14 protein-coding genes are annotated in these 14,394 nt (G+C 59.5%); 8 read left to right on the top strand and 6 right to left on the bottom strand.

Annotated elements, in window-relative coordinates:
* Window positions 1–17 precede the first annotated feature (17 nt).
* On the top strand, window positions 18–182 hold the full coding sequence (locus CD58_RS29585; RefSeq protein ID WP_080712613.1) for a DUF2474 domain-containing protein: 165 nt from the start codon (window positions 18–20) through the stop codon (window positions 180–182).
* Between the two features lie 71 nt (window positions 183–253).
* Here CD58_RS29585 and CD58_RS24650 read toward each other — a convergent pair whose 3' ends face one another.
* Together CD58_RS24650 and CD58_RS24645 are read right to left on the bottom strand one after the other, a co-directional pair.
* Window positions 254–1,378: a methyltransferase gene (locus CD58_RS24650; RefSeq protein WP_025215585.1), complete on the bottom strand. Its 1,125-nt coding sequence runs from the start codon at window positions 1,376–1,378 to the stop codon at window positions 254–256.
* A gap of 180 nt (window positions 1,379–1,558) precedes the next feature.
* Window positions 1,559–2,272 (bottom strand): autoinducer binding domain-containing protein, encoded by a 714-nt coding sequence (locus CD58_RS24645; RefSeq protein ID WP_025215584.1) that lies wholly within the window; start codon window positions 2,270–2,272, stop codon window positions 1,559–1,561.
* 293 nt (window positions 2,273–2,565) lie between these two features.
* On the opposite strand from CD58_RS24645, the gene CD58_RS24640 reads away from it, so the two are divergent.
* A complete protein-coding gene (locus CD58_RS24640; protein ID WP_025215583.1) occupies window positions 2,566–3,342 on the top strand; it encodes a ferredoxin--NADP reductase in 777 nt (258 codons plus the stop codon).
* A gap of 42 nt (window positions 3,343–3,384) precedes the next feature.
* On the opposite strand, the gene mscL is transcribed toward CD58_RS24640, so the two are convergent.
* The gene (mscL, locus tag CD58_RS24635; RefSeq protein WP_003205779.1) at window positions 3,385–3,798 is read right to left on the bottom strand and encodes a large-conductance mechanosensitive channel protein MscL; all 414 of its coding nucleotides are present in this window, start codon (window positions 3,796–3,798) and stop codon (window positions 3,385–3,387) included.
* A gap of 283 nt (window positions 3,799–4,081) precedes the next feature.
* Between mscL and katB the strand changes: the two genes are divergently transcribed.
* The 3 genes from katB (at window position 4,082) to radA (ending at window position 7,650) form a co-directional block, all read left to right on the top strand.
* Window positions 4,082–5,623, top strand: coding sequence for a catalase KatB (katB, locus tag CD58_RS24630; protein ID WP_025215582.1), 1,542 nt, complete (start codon window positions 4,082–4,084; stop codon window positions 5,621–5,623).
* 67 nt (window positions 5,624–5,690) lie between these two features.
* Window positions 5,691–6,239, top strand: a complete 549-nt coding sequence (locus CD58_RS24625; RefSeq protein ID WP_025215581.1) for an ankyrin repeat domain-containing protein — start codon at window positions 5,691–5,693, stop codon at window positions 6,237–6,239.
* 43 nt (window positions 6,240–6,282) lie between these two features.
* Complete coding sequence (gene radA / locus CD58_RS24620; protein ID WP_025215580.1) at window positions 6,283–7,650, top strand: DNA repair protein RadA; 1,368 nt, start codon at window positions 6,283–6,285, stop codon at window positions 7,648–7,650.
* 230 nt (window positions 7,651–7,880) lie between these two features.
* Here radA and CD58_RS24615 read toward each other — a convergent pair whose 3' ends face one another.
* Window positions 7,881–8,237, bottom strand: coding sequence for a PilZ domain-containing protein (locus tag CD58_RS24615; RefSeq protein ID WP_025215579.1), 357 nt, complete (start codon window positions 8,235–8,237; stop codon window positions 7,881–7,883).
* Window positions 8,238–8,395: 158 nt separating this feature from the next.
* Between CD58_RS24615 and CD58_RS24610 the strand changes: the two genes are divergently transcribed.
* From CD58_RS24610 to yjiA, 3 genes are all read left to right on the top strand, one after another.
* Complete coding sequence (locus CD58_RS24610; protein ID WP_025215578.1) at window positions 8,396–10,462, top strand: carbon starvation CstA family protein; 2,067 nt, start codon at window positions 8,396–8,398, stop codon at window positions 10,460–10,462.
* Between the two features lie 15 nt (window positions 10,463–10,477).
* On the top strand, window positions 10,478–10,675 hold the full coding sequence (locus tag CD58_RS24605; protein ID WP_025215577.1) for a YbdD/YjiX family protein: 198 nt from the start codon (window positions 10,478–10,480) through the stop codon (window positions 10,673–10,675).
* A gap of 559 nt (window positions 10,676–11,234) precedes the next feature.
* Window positions 11,235–12,203, top strand: coding sequence for a GTPase (yjiA, locus tag CD58_RS24600; RefSeq protein WP_025215576.1), 969 nt, complete (start codon window positions 11,235–11,237; stop codon window positions 12,201–12,203).
* A gap of 128 nt (window positions 12,204–12,331) precedes the next feature.
* On the opposite strand, the gene CD58_RS24595 is transcribed toward yjiA, so the two are convergent.
* Together CD58_RS24595 and glyA are read right to left on the bottom strand one after the other, a co-directional pair.
* Window positions 12,332–12,871, bottom strand: coding sequence for a hypothetical protein (locus CD58_RS24595; protein ID WP_025215575.1), 540 nt, complete (start codon window positions 12,869–12,871; stop codon window positions 12,332–12,334).
* Between the two features lie 226 nt (window positions 12,872–13,097).
* Complete coding sequence (glyA, locus tag CD58_RS24590; RefSeq protein ID WP_025215574.1) at window positions 13,098–14,351, bottom strand: serine hydroxymethyltransferase; 1,254 nt, start codon at window positions 14,349–14,351, stop codon at window positions 13,098–13,100.
* Window positions 14,352–14,394 lie beyond the last annotated feature (43 nt).

The following is a 14,394-nucleotide window of genomic DNA, read 5'->3' as shown; positions in this document are numbered from 1 at the left end:
CCTGCGAGGTGTTGAGCATGGCCAGACCTGATTTGAAAGACATCGAAGCCGCCGAGAAAAAACCGCTCTGGCAGCGGCTCGGCTGGCTGACGGTGATCTGGACCGGCAGTGTGCTGGCGCTGTTTATTGTCGCCAGCCTGATGCGGATGTTCATGAACGCCGCGGGCCTGACCACCCACTGATTTCCCGTCCCGTTGCCTTGTGGCACGGCTTCCACCCTCCTGACGGAGGGTTTTTTTTGGCTGTGGATAAATTATTTGCGCGCTTTGAGGATGACGAATTTCGGTGTGGCGGCCACTTGCTCGACGCCCCGGAACAGCCGCGCCAGTTTGCTGTGGTAGCCCAGGTGCCGGTTGCCGACGATGTACAGCGCGCCGCCGACCACCAACGCTTCGCGCGCTTGTTGAAACATCCGCCAAGCGAGGAAATCACCCACCACTTGCTGTTGGTGGAAGGGCGGGTTGCACAGCACCACGTCCAGGGATTGCGCCTCCTGTCCGACCAAGCCGTCACCGGCCCGTATTGTCACCTCGCGTTCGCCCAGGGCGGCGCGCCAGTTCTCGGCTGCCGATTGCACCGCCATGTAGGACTCGTCCACCAGGGTGTAGCGGGCCTCGGGATTTTGCAGGGCACTGGCGATCGCCAGCACGCCGTTGCCGCATCCCAAGTCCGCGACATGGGCGCTGCCCAGGTTTTTCGGCAGGTGCGGCAGGAAGGCGCGGGTGCCGATGTCGAGGCCTTCGCGGCAGAACACATTGGCGTGGTTGAGCAGTTCGATCTTCGGCTCGTCCAGCCAGTAACGGCTGGGGTAGGGCGATACGGCCGGTGCCTGGGCGGCAGGCGTGGCGATCAACAGGCGCGCTTTTTTCACCGCCAGGGAGGCCTGCACCGGGCCGATGTAACGCTCCAACAAGTCGCCGGCGGCCCGGGGCAGATGCTTGACCATTGCCCCGGCAATCACCTGGGCACCGGGGGCCAGTTGGCTTTGCAGGCGAATCAGTTGTTCTTCCAGCAGGGCCAGGGTTTTCGGCACTTTGATCAGTACACGATCGAAGGGGCCGGTCAAAGGTTCGCTGGCCGGCAAGGTCGGCACCGCGTCAAAGGCCCGGCCATTGCGCACCAGGTTTTTCTCCAGGGCTTGCAGGGCCAGGAATGAGTCACCGCTGCTGATCACCTCAACGTTGCCGGCCAGGCTGGCCGCCAGGGCGCCGAAGCCGTCATTGAGCACCAGCACCCGGGTATCCGCGGCCGGTTGTTGTTCGGCCAGATGCGCGAGCAGGTATTCATCGGCCGCATCGAAGGCTTGCAGCGGCTCGCTCTGCTGTTCGGGTTGGCGGATCAGGTCGAGTTGGGCGAAGGGACTGTGGAGCAAGGGCATGGCTGGGACTCTGGAGATCAACGAATGTCCCGCTGCCCCGGGCAGGTGTCTCAGCGGGACCGCCTGAATGAACTCCGTCGCGTGCAAGAAGCGGCATCATTCAAGTGGAGCCGTAAATGGTACGTTTTTTCGTGGCACATTACTCGCGGGATTTTCAGGTCGGCAATGCCGTTCCGTTGTTCAGATCACATGGATTTGAGCGGCTTTGGCCACCGCTGAAATCTTATTGCTGACATTCAGTTTGCGCATGCAACTGCATACATGGAAATTCACGGTCCGTTCGGAAAGACACAAAATCCTGCCTACTTCCGACGCCGTCTTGCCTTCGGCAGACCATCTCAACACTTCGATCTCTCTCGGCGACAAGTGACATTTTTGCCTGACCGCGACGCTGTCAGATAATTTTTTGCCGGCGAGTGTATGCAGCCTTTGACTGGCGAAAATGGCGTAGCCGAGATTGCCATAATGTTCCTCGATGTCGATGGGGCTATGAGTCCGTGCGAGGCTGAACAGGCTGCAATGTGCTCCCTGTTCATCATGAACGGCCTGGGTCCAGCCGTATCTGAGTCCTTGTCGATTAAGTTCCCGCCATAACTTGGGGGCCTGGGCAAACACATGTTCATTCCACAAAATGGGTAGCGGCGATTGATTGCAATGTGCTACTACTGGATCATTCGAAGCATAACCGTTCTGTTCATAAAACCTGTCCCATCCATAAGGGTAGTTATTGAGGTTCACCTTGCTGGTGTGCTTATCAGGGCTTCCGAGGTAGGCTGCAAATGCGCAATATTCAAATCCTTGATTGTTAAAGAAATTCAGGACCAGACGATAAGCCGTCTGCAGGTCTTTTTCACAGGATAGTTTTCTCAGCTGCAAGTCCTTCCACTTGTCCATCGCCTTCTCCTGGGTTGATTCATCCCTGTGGATCCAATCCATCATGCGAAACTTCAGTGTAGGACTATTCCTAGTTTTGTAGTGGGTTTTTTTTAGTTCGCTTACATTGCAAATGTGTTTAGGGAAATAGATCTTTAGTTAATTATTTTTACAGGGTTCCCGAGTTGTACAAGTTTGGTAGAAGGTCTGCGTAGGGTAAATAAGGGCTGCAATTAAATAGCCATTACTCGACATCAGTGGTGACGTTGTTCACTTTGCGGGACACTGTGAGCCTTGTCTCATTGGAGTGACTCATGACCGACAGCGCAGAAAAGTTCACCCGCCAAACCCTGCTCGATGTCCAGCCATTGACGTCTCATTTGTTTACCTTGCGCACGACCCGGGATCGCGGCTTTCGCTTCCGGGCGGGTCAGTTCGCCCGGCTGGGCGTGACCAAGGCGGACGGGAGCACTGTCTGGCGCGCGTACTCCATGGTGTCTTCACCCTTCGACGAATTCCTCGAGTTCTTTTCCATCGTGGTCCCGGATGGCGAATTCACCAGCGAGCTGAGCCGCCTGAAGCCAGGTGACGAACTGTTGGTGGAACGCCAGGCCTTTGGTTACCTGACGTTGGATCGTTTCGTGGATGGGCGGGATCTATGGTTGTTGTCCACCGGGACGGGCGTTGCACCGTTTCTTTCGATTCTCCAGGACTTTGAAGTCTGGGAAAAATTTGAACGCATCATCCTGGTGTATAGCGTGCGCGAGGCGCGGGAGCTGGCGTATCAGGACTTGATCAAAGCGCTGACCCAGCGCGACTACCTGGCCGAGTACGCCCATAAGTTTCGTTTCATTGCGACCGTCACGCGTGAGCAACATCCGGGGGCCCTCAGTGGGCGGATTACCACGTTACTCGAAAATGGCGAACTGGAGCGGGTGGCCGAGGTAGAGCTGACACCGGAACATTCACGAGTGATGCTGTGCGGCAACCCGCAAATGATCGATGACACGCGCAAGCTGCTCAAGGCCAGGGGCTTGCAACTGAGCCTTACCCGTCGACCTGGCCAGGTGGCGGTGGAAAACTACTGGTAGAAAAATGGCGTCCCAAGGACGCCACTTTTAATAGGGGAGGATTCAGGGCCGCTCGTTCTGGGCCTTGAGCAGATCGCGAATTTCGCTCAGCAGCAGTTCTTCCTTGGTCGGAACCGGAGGCGCGCTTGGGGCTACGGCTTCTTCACGCTTGAGGCGGTTGATGGCCTTGACGCCCATGAAAATGGCGAATGCCACGATGATGAAGTCTATGGTGCTCTGGATGAATTTCCCGTAGGCCAGTACCACGGCAGGCGCATCACCTTGGGCGGCCTTGAGGGTAATGGCCAGGTCACTGAAGTCCACCCCACCGATCAGCAGGCCTATCGGTGGCATGACCACGTCTCCAACGAATGACGAGACGATTTTGCCAAAAGCGGCACCGATGATGATCCCGACGGCCATGTCGACGACATTGCCTTTGACCGCGAAGGCCTTGAACTCGCTTAGCACGCCCATGAGTTGTTCCTTGTACAGATGAAGTGGGTAGTGGGCAGTGTAAATCAGCCCAACGCGTCTCGCTCGAAACGCTTGCTTACAAAGCTTCAGTTATCGACCCAGCCCTGGGTGAAAAGTTTACAAAGTGCCATCAATCGCGCGTGATACGCGGTTTCCGGTCGATCCCCCACAACGTTTTTTCTATCGCAGCGGTACGGCATTTCTATTTAGGTTTTCCTTTTTCGGGCACTAGCCTCTGGATGGCGCACATGGATGCGCTCTATAACACCAGAGGAACATGCCTATGAATACTTCCCTTGGCTACGGGGCTTTTCCCCACCGCCGCGCTCTTGTTGTGCTGACCGCCAGCCTGCTGTCCTTGTCCGTCAACGCTGCCACCCTGACCCGTGACAACGGTGCTGCCGTGGGCGACAACCAGAATTCGCAAACGGCCGGCCCCAATGGCCCGACCCTGCTGCAAGACGTGCAGTTGATCCAGAAGCTGCAGCGCTTCGACCGCGAACGCATCCCCGAGCGCGTGGTGCATGCCCGTGGTACCGGCGCCCATGGCACCTTCACGGTGTCCGATGACCTGAGCGACCTGACCAAGGCCAAGGTCTTCGCCGCGGGCCAGGTCACGCCGGTGTTCGTGCGCTTTTCTGCCGTGGTGCACGGCAACCACTCCCCGGAAACCCTGCGCGATCCTCGTGGCTTTGCCACAAAGTTCTACACGGCCGACGGTAACTGGGACCTGGTGGGTAACAACTTTCCGACCTTCTTCATTCGCGATGCCATCAAGTTTCCCGACATGGTCCACGCGTTCAAACCCGACCCACGGACTAACCTGGACGATGACTCGCGTCGTTTTGACTTCTTCTCCCATGTGCCAGAATCAACGCGCACGCTGACTGAGTTGTATTCCAACTCCGGCACCCCGGCCAGTTATCGTGAAATGGACGGTAACGGTGTGCATGCCTACAAGTTGGTTAACGCCAAGGGTGAAGTTCACTATGTGAAGTTTCATTGGAAAAGTTTGCAGGGCCTGAAGAATCTCGATCCGAAAGAAGTGGCGAAAGTTCAGGGGCAAGATTACAGCCATATGACCAATGATCTGGTCAGTCATATTAATAAAGGCGACTTCCCGAAGTGGGACTTGTATGTTCAGGTGCTGAACCCACAAGACTTGTCCACGTTTGACTTCGACCCACTGGACGCGACCAAGATCTGGCCGGGTGTGCCTGAACGTAAAGTCGGACAAATGGTCTTGAACCGCAATCCGGCGAATGTCTTCCAGGAAACCGAACAGGTGGCGATGGCGCCGGCCAATCTGGTGCCGGGAATCGAACCTTCCGAGGACCGTCTGCTGCAGGGGCGGGTGTTCTCCTACGCCGATACGCAGATGTACCGGATAGGCGCCAATGCCCTGCAGTTGCCGATCAACGCCCCCAAGGTGGCGGTGAACAACGGTAACCAGGACGGTGCGATGAACCCAGGGAGCACCAGCACCGGCGTTAATTATGAGCCGAGTCGCCTGACGCCGCGCGAGGAACAGCCATCGGCTCGCTACAGCCAGACCGCGTTGAGCGGCAGCACCCAGCAGGCGAAGATCCAACGCGAGCAAAACTTCAAGCAGGCCGGTGATTTGTACCGCTCGTTCAACCAGAAGGAGCGTAGTGACTTGATCGAAAGTTTCGGTGGGTCGTTGGCGACCACCGATGACGAGAGCAAGCACATCATCCTGTCATTCCTCTACAAGGCTGACCCTGAATACGGCACTGGAGTGGCCCGTGTCGCCAAAGGGGATCTGGCCCGGGTCAAGGCGCTGGCGGAAAAACTGAGCGACTGATCCATCGCCGCAAAACCTGTGGGAGCGCGTTCTGCTCCCACAGTCATATGCCAAAGGAGACGTCATGATGCGTCAGCTACTGTTATCGATGCTCACAGCCTGCTCATTGAGCGTGTGGGCCGATCAGCCCGTGCCTGCCGACCCGGTGGCGGTACAAGAACAGTTGCAGAATTACTACTTTGACGCCGCCCGTCGGGGCGATGTGCCGATGCTCGAGACCTTTATCGAGGCCGGTTACGCCCTCAACACCCAGGATGAAAAGGGCTACACCGCCCTGATCCTCGCGGCTTATCACGGCCACGGCCCGGCGGTGGAGCAGCTCTTGGCCGCCGGCGCCGATGCCTGCGCCCAGGACAAACGCGGTAACACGGCGCTGATGGGCGCCATTTTCAAGGGCGAAGTGCAGATTGCGCGTCGTTTGCTCTCCACCGATTGCAGCCCGGACCAGCGCAACGGGGCCGGGCAGACCGCCGCGATGTACGCCGGGCTGTTCAAGCGTGCCGAATTGCTCGATGCCTTGAAGGCCAAGGGCGCCGACCTGCAGGCCCGGGATCCGCTGGGCAATACGGCGGCGGACCTGGCCAACGGTGAAATCAGAATGCCGGCCCCGCGCTAGTGGCTGCCTGGGCTATCATCGCGGTTTTTATCCGGGAGTTCAGATGGCCAAGGCAAAGCGCATGTACGGCTGCACCGAGTGCGGTTCGACCTTTCCCAAATGGGCCGGCCAGTGCAGCGAGTGCGGAGCCTGGAACACCCTGACCGAAACCATGGTGGAAAGCGGCGGCGCGGCGGCGCCTACCGGCCGTACGGGCTGGGCCGGTCAGCAGGCGCAGATCAAGACCCTGGCCGAAGTCAGCGTTGAGGAAATCCCGCGCTTTTCCACCGCCTCCGGCGAACTCGACCGCGTGCTGGGCGGGGGCCTGGTGGACGGTTCGGTGGTGCTGATCGGCGGGGACCCGGGCATCGGCAAATCCACCATCCTCCTGCAAACCTTGTGCAACCTCGCCACCCGCATGCCGGCGCTGTACGTCACCGGTGAGGAATCCCAGCAGCAAGTCGCCATGCGCGCCCGGCGCCTGGGGCTGCCCCAGGACCAACTGCGGGTCATGACCGAGACCTGCATCGAGACCATCATCGCCACGGCCCGCCTGGAAAAGCCCAAGGTGATGGTGATCGATTCGATCCAGACGATTTTCACTGAACAACTGCAATCGGCCCCGGGCGGTGTGTCCCAGGTGCGCGAAAGCGCGGCGTTGCTGGTGCGTTACGCCAAGCAGAGCGGCACGGCGATTTTCCTGGTGGGCCACGTCACCAAGGAGGGGGCGCTGGCGGGACCCCGGGTGCTGGAGCACATGGTCGACACCGTGTTGTATTTCGAAGGCGAGTCCGATGGGCGCCTGCGTCTATTGCGGGCCGTGAAGAACCGCTTTGGCGCCGTCAACGAACTGGGTGTGTTCGGCATGACCGACAAAGGCCTGAAAGAAGTCTCCAACCCTTCGGCGATCTTCCTGACGCGTGCCCAGGAAGAAGTGCCGGGCAGCGTGGTCATGGCGACCTGGGAAGGCACCCGGCCAATGCTGGTGGAAGTGCAAGCACTGGTGGATGACAGTCACCTGGCGAACCCGCGGCGGGTCACCTTGGGCCTGGACCAGAATCGGCTGGCCATGTTGTTGGCGGTCCTGCATCGACACGGTGGGATTCCGACTCACGACCAGGACGTTTTCCTCAACGTGGTCGGTGGGGTCAAGGTGCTGGAAACCGCGTCCGACCTGGCGCTGATGGCGGCGGTCATGTCCAGCCTGCGCAATCGACCGCTGCCCCATGATCTGCTGGTGTTCGGCGAAGTGGGGCTGTCGGGGGAAGTCCGGCCGGTGCCCAGTGGCCAGGAGCGGCTCAAGGAAGCGGCCAAGCATGGCTTCAAGCGCGCCATCGTGCCCAAGGGCAATGCACCGAAGGAAGCGCCGCCGGGGTTGCAGATCATTGCGGTGACACGCCTGGAACAGGCGTTGGATGCGTTGTTCGAGTAATCCTAAAGGCTTTACAAGGCCCTTTGTGACGAGTGGAGTTATCTGTGACGAGGGGATTTATCTGTGGCGAGGGGATTTATCTGTGGCGAGGGGATTTATCCCCGCTGGGCTGCGAAGCAGCCCTGAATCTGACAACTCGTTGTGTCAGGTAGATTGGCGTCGCTTTTCGGGGGCTGCTGCGCAGCCCAGCGGGGATAAATCCCCTCGCCACAAAGAGCGCGCAGGCTGGTTCAAACCTGGATCAACGCCGCGAATTCCCGCTCCAGTTCGTCATGATCGGCCAGGTTCAGCTCCACCAGTCGGCGCAAGTGTGCGATGGAGTCCAGGTCGATGTGCTCGCAGACAAAGCCCAGGTGGCCGTGATCGTCGTGGGTGAGCCTGACTTCCATCTTCACCTCGACCTCATTGCTCAGGTGAATGTCGGCCATGAAGGTTTTTTCGGCGTTGCCCAGCCAGGGCTGGGGTTTTTCGATCAGCAGGCCCTTAAGGGACAGGTCCAGCAGTTTCACCGGCCAGGTGAATGGGCCCTGGGTCAGCTCGGTCTTGGCATGGAACTCTATTCGTACGAAGCGGCGGCGTTCGCTCATTACGCTTTCCCTCTGAAGATTTAATGACTATAGACCCTACTGGCCGGTCATCGACACCGTTCGGCCGGTGGCAGACGAATGTCAGGTATGGCCTTTACCCGGGTTAGCGCTAAACTCCGATGGCACTCTTTCTTGTCCACCCTGGCTGGAATATAAAAATGAAAAACAATAATAGCCTGCTGCGCCATCTACCCTGGCTACTGCTGGCCGTTGTAGGAGCCTGCGCCCTGGGCGTCGTGGCATTGCGTCGAGGCGAGGCGATCAATGCCTTGTGGATCGTCGTCGCCGCCGTGGCCATCTACCTGGTCGCTTACCGCTACTACAGCCTCTTCATCGCCAACAACGTGATGCAACTCGATGCGCGCCGGGCCACCCCCGCCGTGCTCAACAACGATGGCCTGGACTACGTCCCGACCAACAAACACATTCTCTTCGGTCACCACTTCGCGGCCATTGCCGGTGCGGGGCCGCTGGTCGGGCCGGTGCTGGCGGCGCAGATGGGCTACCTGCCTGGCACGCTCTGGCTGATTGCCGGCGTGGTGCTGGCCGGTGCGGTGCAGGACTTCATGATCCTGTTCCTGTCCACCCGCCGTAACGGTCGTTCCCTGGGCGACATGGTCCGGGAAGAAATGGGCCGCATCCCCGGCACCATCGCGCTGTTCGGTTGCTTCCTGATCATGATCATCATCCTCGCGGTGCTGGCGCTGATCGTGGTCAAGGCCCTGGCCGAGAGCCCGTGGGGGATCTTCACGGTGATGGCGACCATCCCGATCGCGATGTTCATGGGCATCTACATGCGCTACATCCGCCCGGGCCGCATCGGTGAAATCTCGCTCATCGGCGTGCTGTTGCTGCTGGGCTCGATCTGGCTGGGCGGGCAGATCGCCGCCGACCCGGTCTGGGCCAAGGCCTTCTCCTTCACCGGGATCCAGATCACCTGGATGTTGATCGGCTATGGTTTTGTCGCGGCGGTGCTGCCGGTGTGGCTGATCCTGGCCCCGCGGGACTACCTGTCGACGTTCCTGAAAATCGGCACCATCGTCGCCCTGGCCATCGGCATCCTGGTCACCATGCCCGAGCTGAAAATGCCGGCGCTGACCCAGTTCACCGACGGCACCGGTCCGGTGTGGAAGGGCGGGCTGTTCCCGTTCCTGTTCATCACCATCGCCTGCGGCGCGGTCTCGGGGTTCCATGCGCTGATCTCCTCGGGCACCACGCCCAAGCTGCTGGATAACGAAGTCAACGCCCGCTACATCGGTTACGGCGGCATGCTGATGGAGTCGTTCGTGGCGATCATGGCCATGGTCGCCGCGTCGGTGATCGAGCCAGGCGTGTACTTCGCCATGAACAGCCCGGCGGCGATCGTCGGAGGTGACGTGGTGGCCGTGGCGCAAACCGTCAGCAGCTGGGGTTTTGCAATCACCCCCGAGGCGCTGCAAGCGGTGGCCAAGGACATCGGCGAAACCACCGTCCTGGCCCGTGCCGGCGGTGCGCCGACCCTGGCGGTCGGTATCGCGCAGATCCTGCACTCGGTGCTGCCGGGTGAGAACACCATGGCGTTCTGGTACCACTTCGCGATTCTGTTCGAAGCGTTGTTCATCCTCACGGCGGTGGACGCCGGTACCCGTGCCGGACGGTTCATGCTGCAGGACTTGCTGGGCTCGTTCGTGCCTTCGCTCAAGCGCACCGAATCCTGGACCGCCAACCTGATCGCCACCGCCGGTTGCGTGGCGCTGTGGGGTTACCTGCTGTACCAGGGCGTGATCGATCCGCTGGGCGGCATCAACACCTTGTGGCCGCTGTTCGGCATCTCCAACCAGATGCTGGCCGGTATTGCCCTGATGCTCGCCACCGTGGTGCTGATCAAGATGAAGCGCCAGCGCTACGTCTGGGTGACCATGCTGCCGGCGGTCTGGCTGTTGATCTGCACCACCACGGCGGGCCTGATCAAGCTGTTCGACGCTAACCCGGCGATTGGCTTCCTGGCCCTGGCGCGCAAATACAACGATGCCCTGGCCGCCGGCCAGATCCTGGCCCCGGCCAAGAGCATCGAGCAGATGCAGCACGTGGTGTTCAACGCCTACACCAACGCCACGCTGACGGTATTGTTCCTGTTCGTGGTATTCAGCATCCTGTTCTACGCGCTCAAGGTCGGCATTGCTGCCTGGGGCACCAAGGAACGTACGGATAAAGAAGCGCCATTCCAGGCCGTGCCGGACGCTTGATAGAGGATTGCAACGATGTTCAATGACCTGGGTCGCCTCGGTAAATACCTCGGTCAGGCCGCGCGCCTGATGGTCGGCATGCCCGACTACGACAACTACGTCGAGCACATGCAAACCAAACACCCGGACAAACCGTTGATGGACTACGAGGCGTTCTTCCGCGAACGCCAGGAGGCCCGCTACGGTGGCAAGGGTGGGCCCAAGTGTTGTTGAAACACCGCTTGGGTTGAAGTAACCCCCGTGGGAGCGGGCTTGCTCGCGAAGGCGTCGGGTCAGTCGCCATTGATGTGGCTGACACTCCGCCTTCGCGAGCAAGCCCGCTCCCACAGTTGTTTTAGGGTGGTTTCAACATCTGCGTGCTGCCACAGATCCCCTTGTGGGAGCGAGCTTGCTCGCGATGGCGTCGGGTCAGTCGCCATTGATGTGGCTGACACACCGCCTTCGCGAGCAAGCCCGCTCCCACAGTTGTTTTGGGGTGATTTCAACATTTGCGTGCTGCCACAGATCCCCTTGTGGGAGCGAGCTTGCTCGCGATGGCGTCGGGTCAGTAGCATCGATGTCAACTGACACACCGCCTTCGCGAGTAAGCCCGCTCCCACAGTTGTTTTGGGGTGGTTTCAACATTTGCGGGCTACCACAGATCCCCTTGTGGGAGCGAGCTTGCTCGCGATGGCGTCGGGTCAGTAGCATCGATGTCAACTGATCCACCGCCTTCGCGAGCAAGCTCGCTCCCACAAAACCGTTTTCCTTTCAGGCATCAAGGAGATTCAGTTTGTCCTCTCCCATCCCGGTCACCATCCTCAGCGGCTTCCTCGGCGCTGGCAAGACCACGCTGTTGCGTCACCTGCTCAAGGCCGAGCACGGCCTGAAAATCGCCGTGATCGAGAACGAATTCAGTGATGCCGGTATCGACACCCAATTGCTGGGCGACGAGCCGGTGCAAGTCATGACCCTGGCCAATGGCTGCGTGTGCTGCACCATCCACACCGACCTGACCAAAGCCCTGTACCTGCTGCTTGAACGGCTGGACAGCGGCGAGATCGCCTTCGACCGCTTGGTGATCGAGTGCACCGGCCTGGCTGACCCGGCCCCGGTGGCGCAGACGTTCTTCATCGACGAGGACCTGCGCGAGCGCTACATCCTCGATGGGATTCTGACCCTGGTAGACGCTGCTCACGCCGATGTCCACCTGACCCAGGCCATCGCCCAGGCCCAGGTCGGATTTGCCGACCGCCTGCTCTTGAGCAAAACCGATCTGGTGGACGCTGCCCAGGTCCAAGCCCTTGGCGAGCGTCTGGCGCGCATCAACCGGCGGGCGCCCATCAGGGTGGTTGAACACGGCAAGATCGATCTGGCCGAACTGCTCGACATCCGAGGGTTCAATCTCAATGCGGACCTGGGCGCAGGGTTCAGCCTGCGGCCGGTCGGCAAGGCCACTACGGGCGATCGGATCAGCAGCCTCGTGCTGCGCACCGACAAACCGCTGGATATCGAAAAACTCAGCGAGTTCATGAACCAGTTGCTGGAAGAGCATGGCAAGCAGCTGCTGCGCTACAAGGGCGTGCTGAACATCGCAGGCGAATCCCGGCGGTTGGTGTTCCAGGGTGTACTCAAGCTGTACGGTTTCGATTGGGACACCGAATGGGCCTCGGATGAAGCCCGGGAAAGCGTGATCGTGTTCATCGCCGACGAACTGCCCGAAGAAAAAATCCGCGCAGGCTTCGAAGCCATCCTGCTTTGACGTCCGGTGCCCTGCGGCTGTCCACTTGCCCAAGTTGAGTTGTTGAAGAAGCCGTCCACCGTAGAACCTTGTGGCGAGAGATTATCCTTCGCCACAAGCGCTGTCTGGTGATATGTTTTTTTCGAAATCTACATGCTTTCGTGCAGGCTCAAGATAAAAGTTATTTTTGATCTTTCTTCGGTCTCGGCAAGATAGATGTAAGGCGAGCCACGCACTCTTAATCCGCCGACATATTTATCAGTCGCGGTCATGAGCGAGATGGGGGTGTGCTGGGCGTTGATGTTTTTTCGGGTGATGATCTTGTGTTGATGATCGATAAAGATGAAACGCGTCGGATTGGCTGTGTTTGAATTTTCTGCGCCAAGCACTTCAAGCCAGCTCTTGCTCATCAGTTTGTTGTAGTGTTCCCCGGGGTTTTTCAGGGTCAGGATGTAGCCAGTGGGCGTAGGCCGGAAATGCAGCAACAATGGGGTAGGGGCCACGCCCTGGGCTCCGGCGCGCATGCCCAGCAGGTGTGAGTGATCATGGGTTTGCGGTTTGCCGGTAAAGAATCCACCGCTGAATGAACTGACGGTTGCCATCGCGGGTTTACCATGCAGCGTTTCCAGTAAATTTACGTGGGCGTCAAACATGCGAAGTGTTGCATGAAAAGATTTTTCACTGTCCATGTGATGATTGAATCCTGTAGTGAGCGGTGAAGTTCGACGTGGAGCGAGGCGGATCTTATTGGTTTGTTGATCGCTGTTGGTGTTGTTTGTATTGCGGGAAGTTAAGTGCGGTGACAATTGTTGAATGTTAAAAAGCGGCTGCTAGTTGCCGTGACCTATTTAAAGGTCAATAAAAAAGGCCCGCCTCGAAAGAGGCGGGCCTTTTTACTGCGGTCTGAAAGACTGATTAAGCGCCGTATACCGGCAGCTTCTTGCAGATGGTCTTGACCTTCTCACGAACGGCGTCGATCACCGCTTCGTTGTTCAGGTCTGCCAGGATGTCGCAGATCCAGCCGGCCAGTTCCTTGCACTCGGCTTCCTTGAAACCGCGGGTAGTCACGGCCGGGGTGCCGAAGCGCAGGCCGGAGGTGACGAACGGGGAGCGAGGATCGTTTGGCACCGAGTTCTTGTTCACGGTGATGAACGCCTTGCCCAGGGCCGCGTCAGCGTCTTTGCCGGAGATGTCCTGCTTGATCAGGGACAACAGGAACAGGTGGTTCTCGGTGCCGCCCGACACGACGTCGAAGCCGCGCTCGATGAACACGCCGGCCATGGCCTTGGCGTTCTTTACCACTTGCTGCTGATAAGCCTTGAATTCAGGTTGCAGCGCTTCCTTGAAGCAGATCGCCTTGGCGGCGATCACGTGTTCCAGTGGACCGCCCTGGGCGCCCGGGAAGACGGCGGAGTTCAGCTTCTTCTCGATGTCGGCGTTGGCGCGAGCCAGGATCAGGCCGCCACGTGGACCGCGCAGGGTCTTGTGGGTCGTGGTGGTGACCACGTCGGCGAACGGCACCGGGTTCGGGTAGACGCCAGCGGCGACCAGGCCCGCCACGTGAGCCATGTCCACGAACAGGTAGGCACCGACCTTGTCGGCGATTGCGCGGAAGCGTGGGAAGTCGAGGATCTGCGAGTAGGCCGAGAAGCCGGCCACGATCATTTTCGGCTTGTGCTCGAGGGCCAGGCGCTCGACTTCGTCGTAGTCGATCAGGCCGTTGCCGTCGATGCCGTACTGGATGGCGTTGTACAGCTTGCCCGAGGACGAAACACTGGCGCCGTGGGTCAGGTGACCGCCGTGGGCCAGGCTCATGCCCAGGATGGTGTCACCGGCCGACAGCAGCGCCAGGTACACGGCAGCGTTGGCCTGGGAACCGGCGTGGGGCTGGACGTTGGCGTAGTCGGCACCGAACAGTTCCTTGGCGCGGTCGATGGCCAGTTGCTCGACCACGTCGACGAACTCGCAACCACCGTAGTAGCGCTTGCCCGGATAACCTTCGGCGTACTTGTTGGTCAGTACCGAGCCTTGAGCTTCCATCACCGCGGGGCTGGTGTAGTTTTCCGAAGCGATCAGCTCAATGTGCTCTTCCTGGCGCTGAGCTTCTTGCTCCATGGCGGCAAAGAGATCGGCGTCGTACTTGGCAATAGTCAAATCACGGCTGAACATGGCGGTCCTCAAGGATCGGGGGCAGAAAAGGGGGGCATTCTAA

Origin of the sequence: Pseudomonas brassicacearum (genome assembly GCF_000585995.1) — a bacterium.
GTDB classification, from domain to species: Bacteria; Pseudomonadota; Gammaproteobacteria; order Pseudomonadales; family Pseudomonadaceae; genus Aquipseudomonas; species Aquipseudomonas brassicacearum_A.
This window is presented reverse-complemented; position numbering and strand designations above follow the sequence as displayed.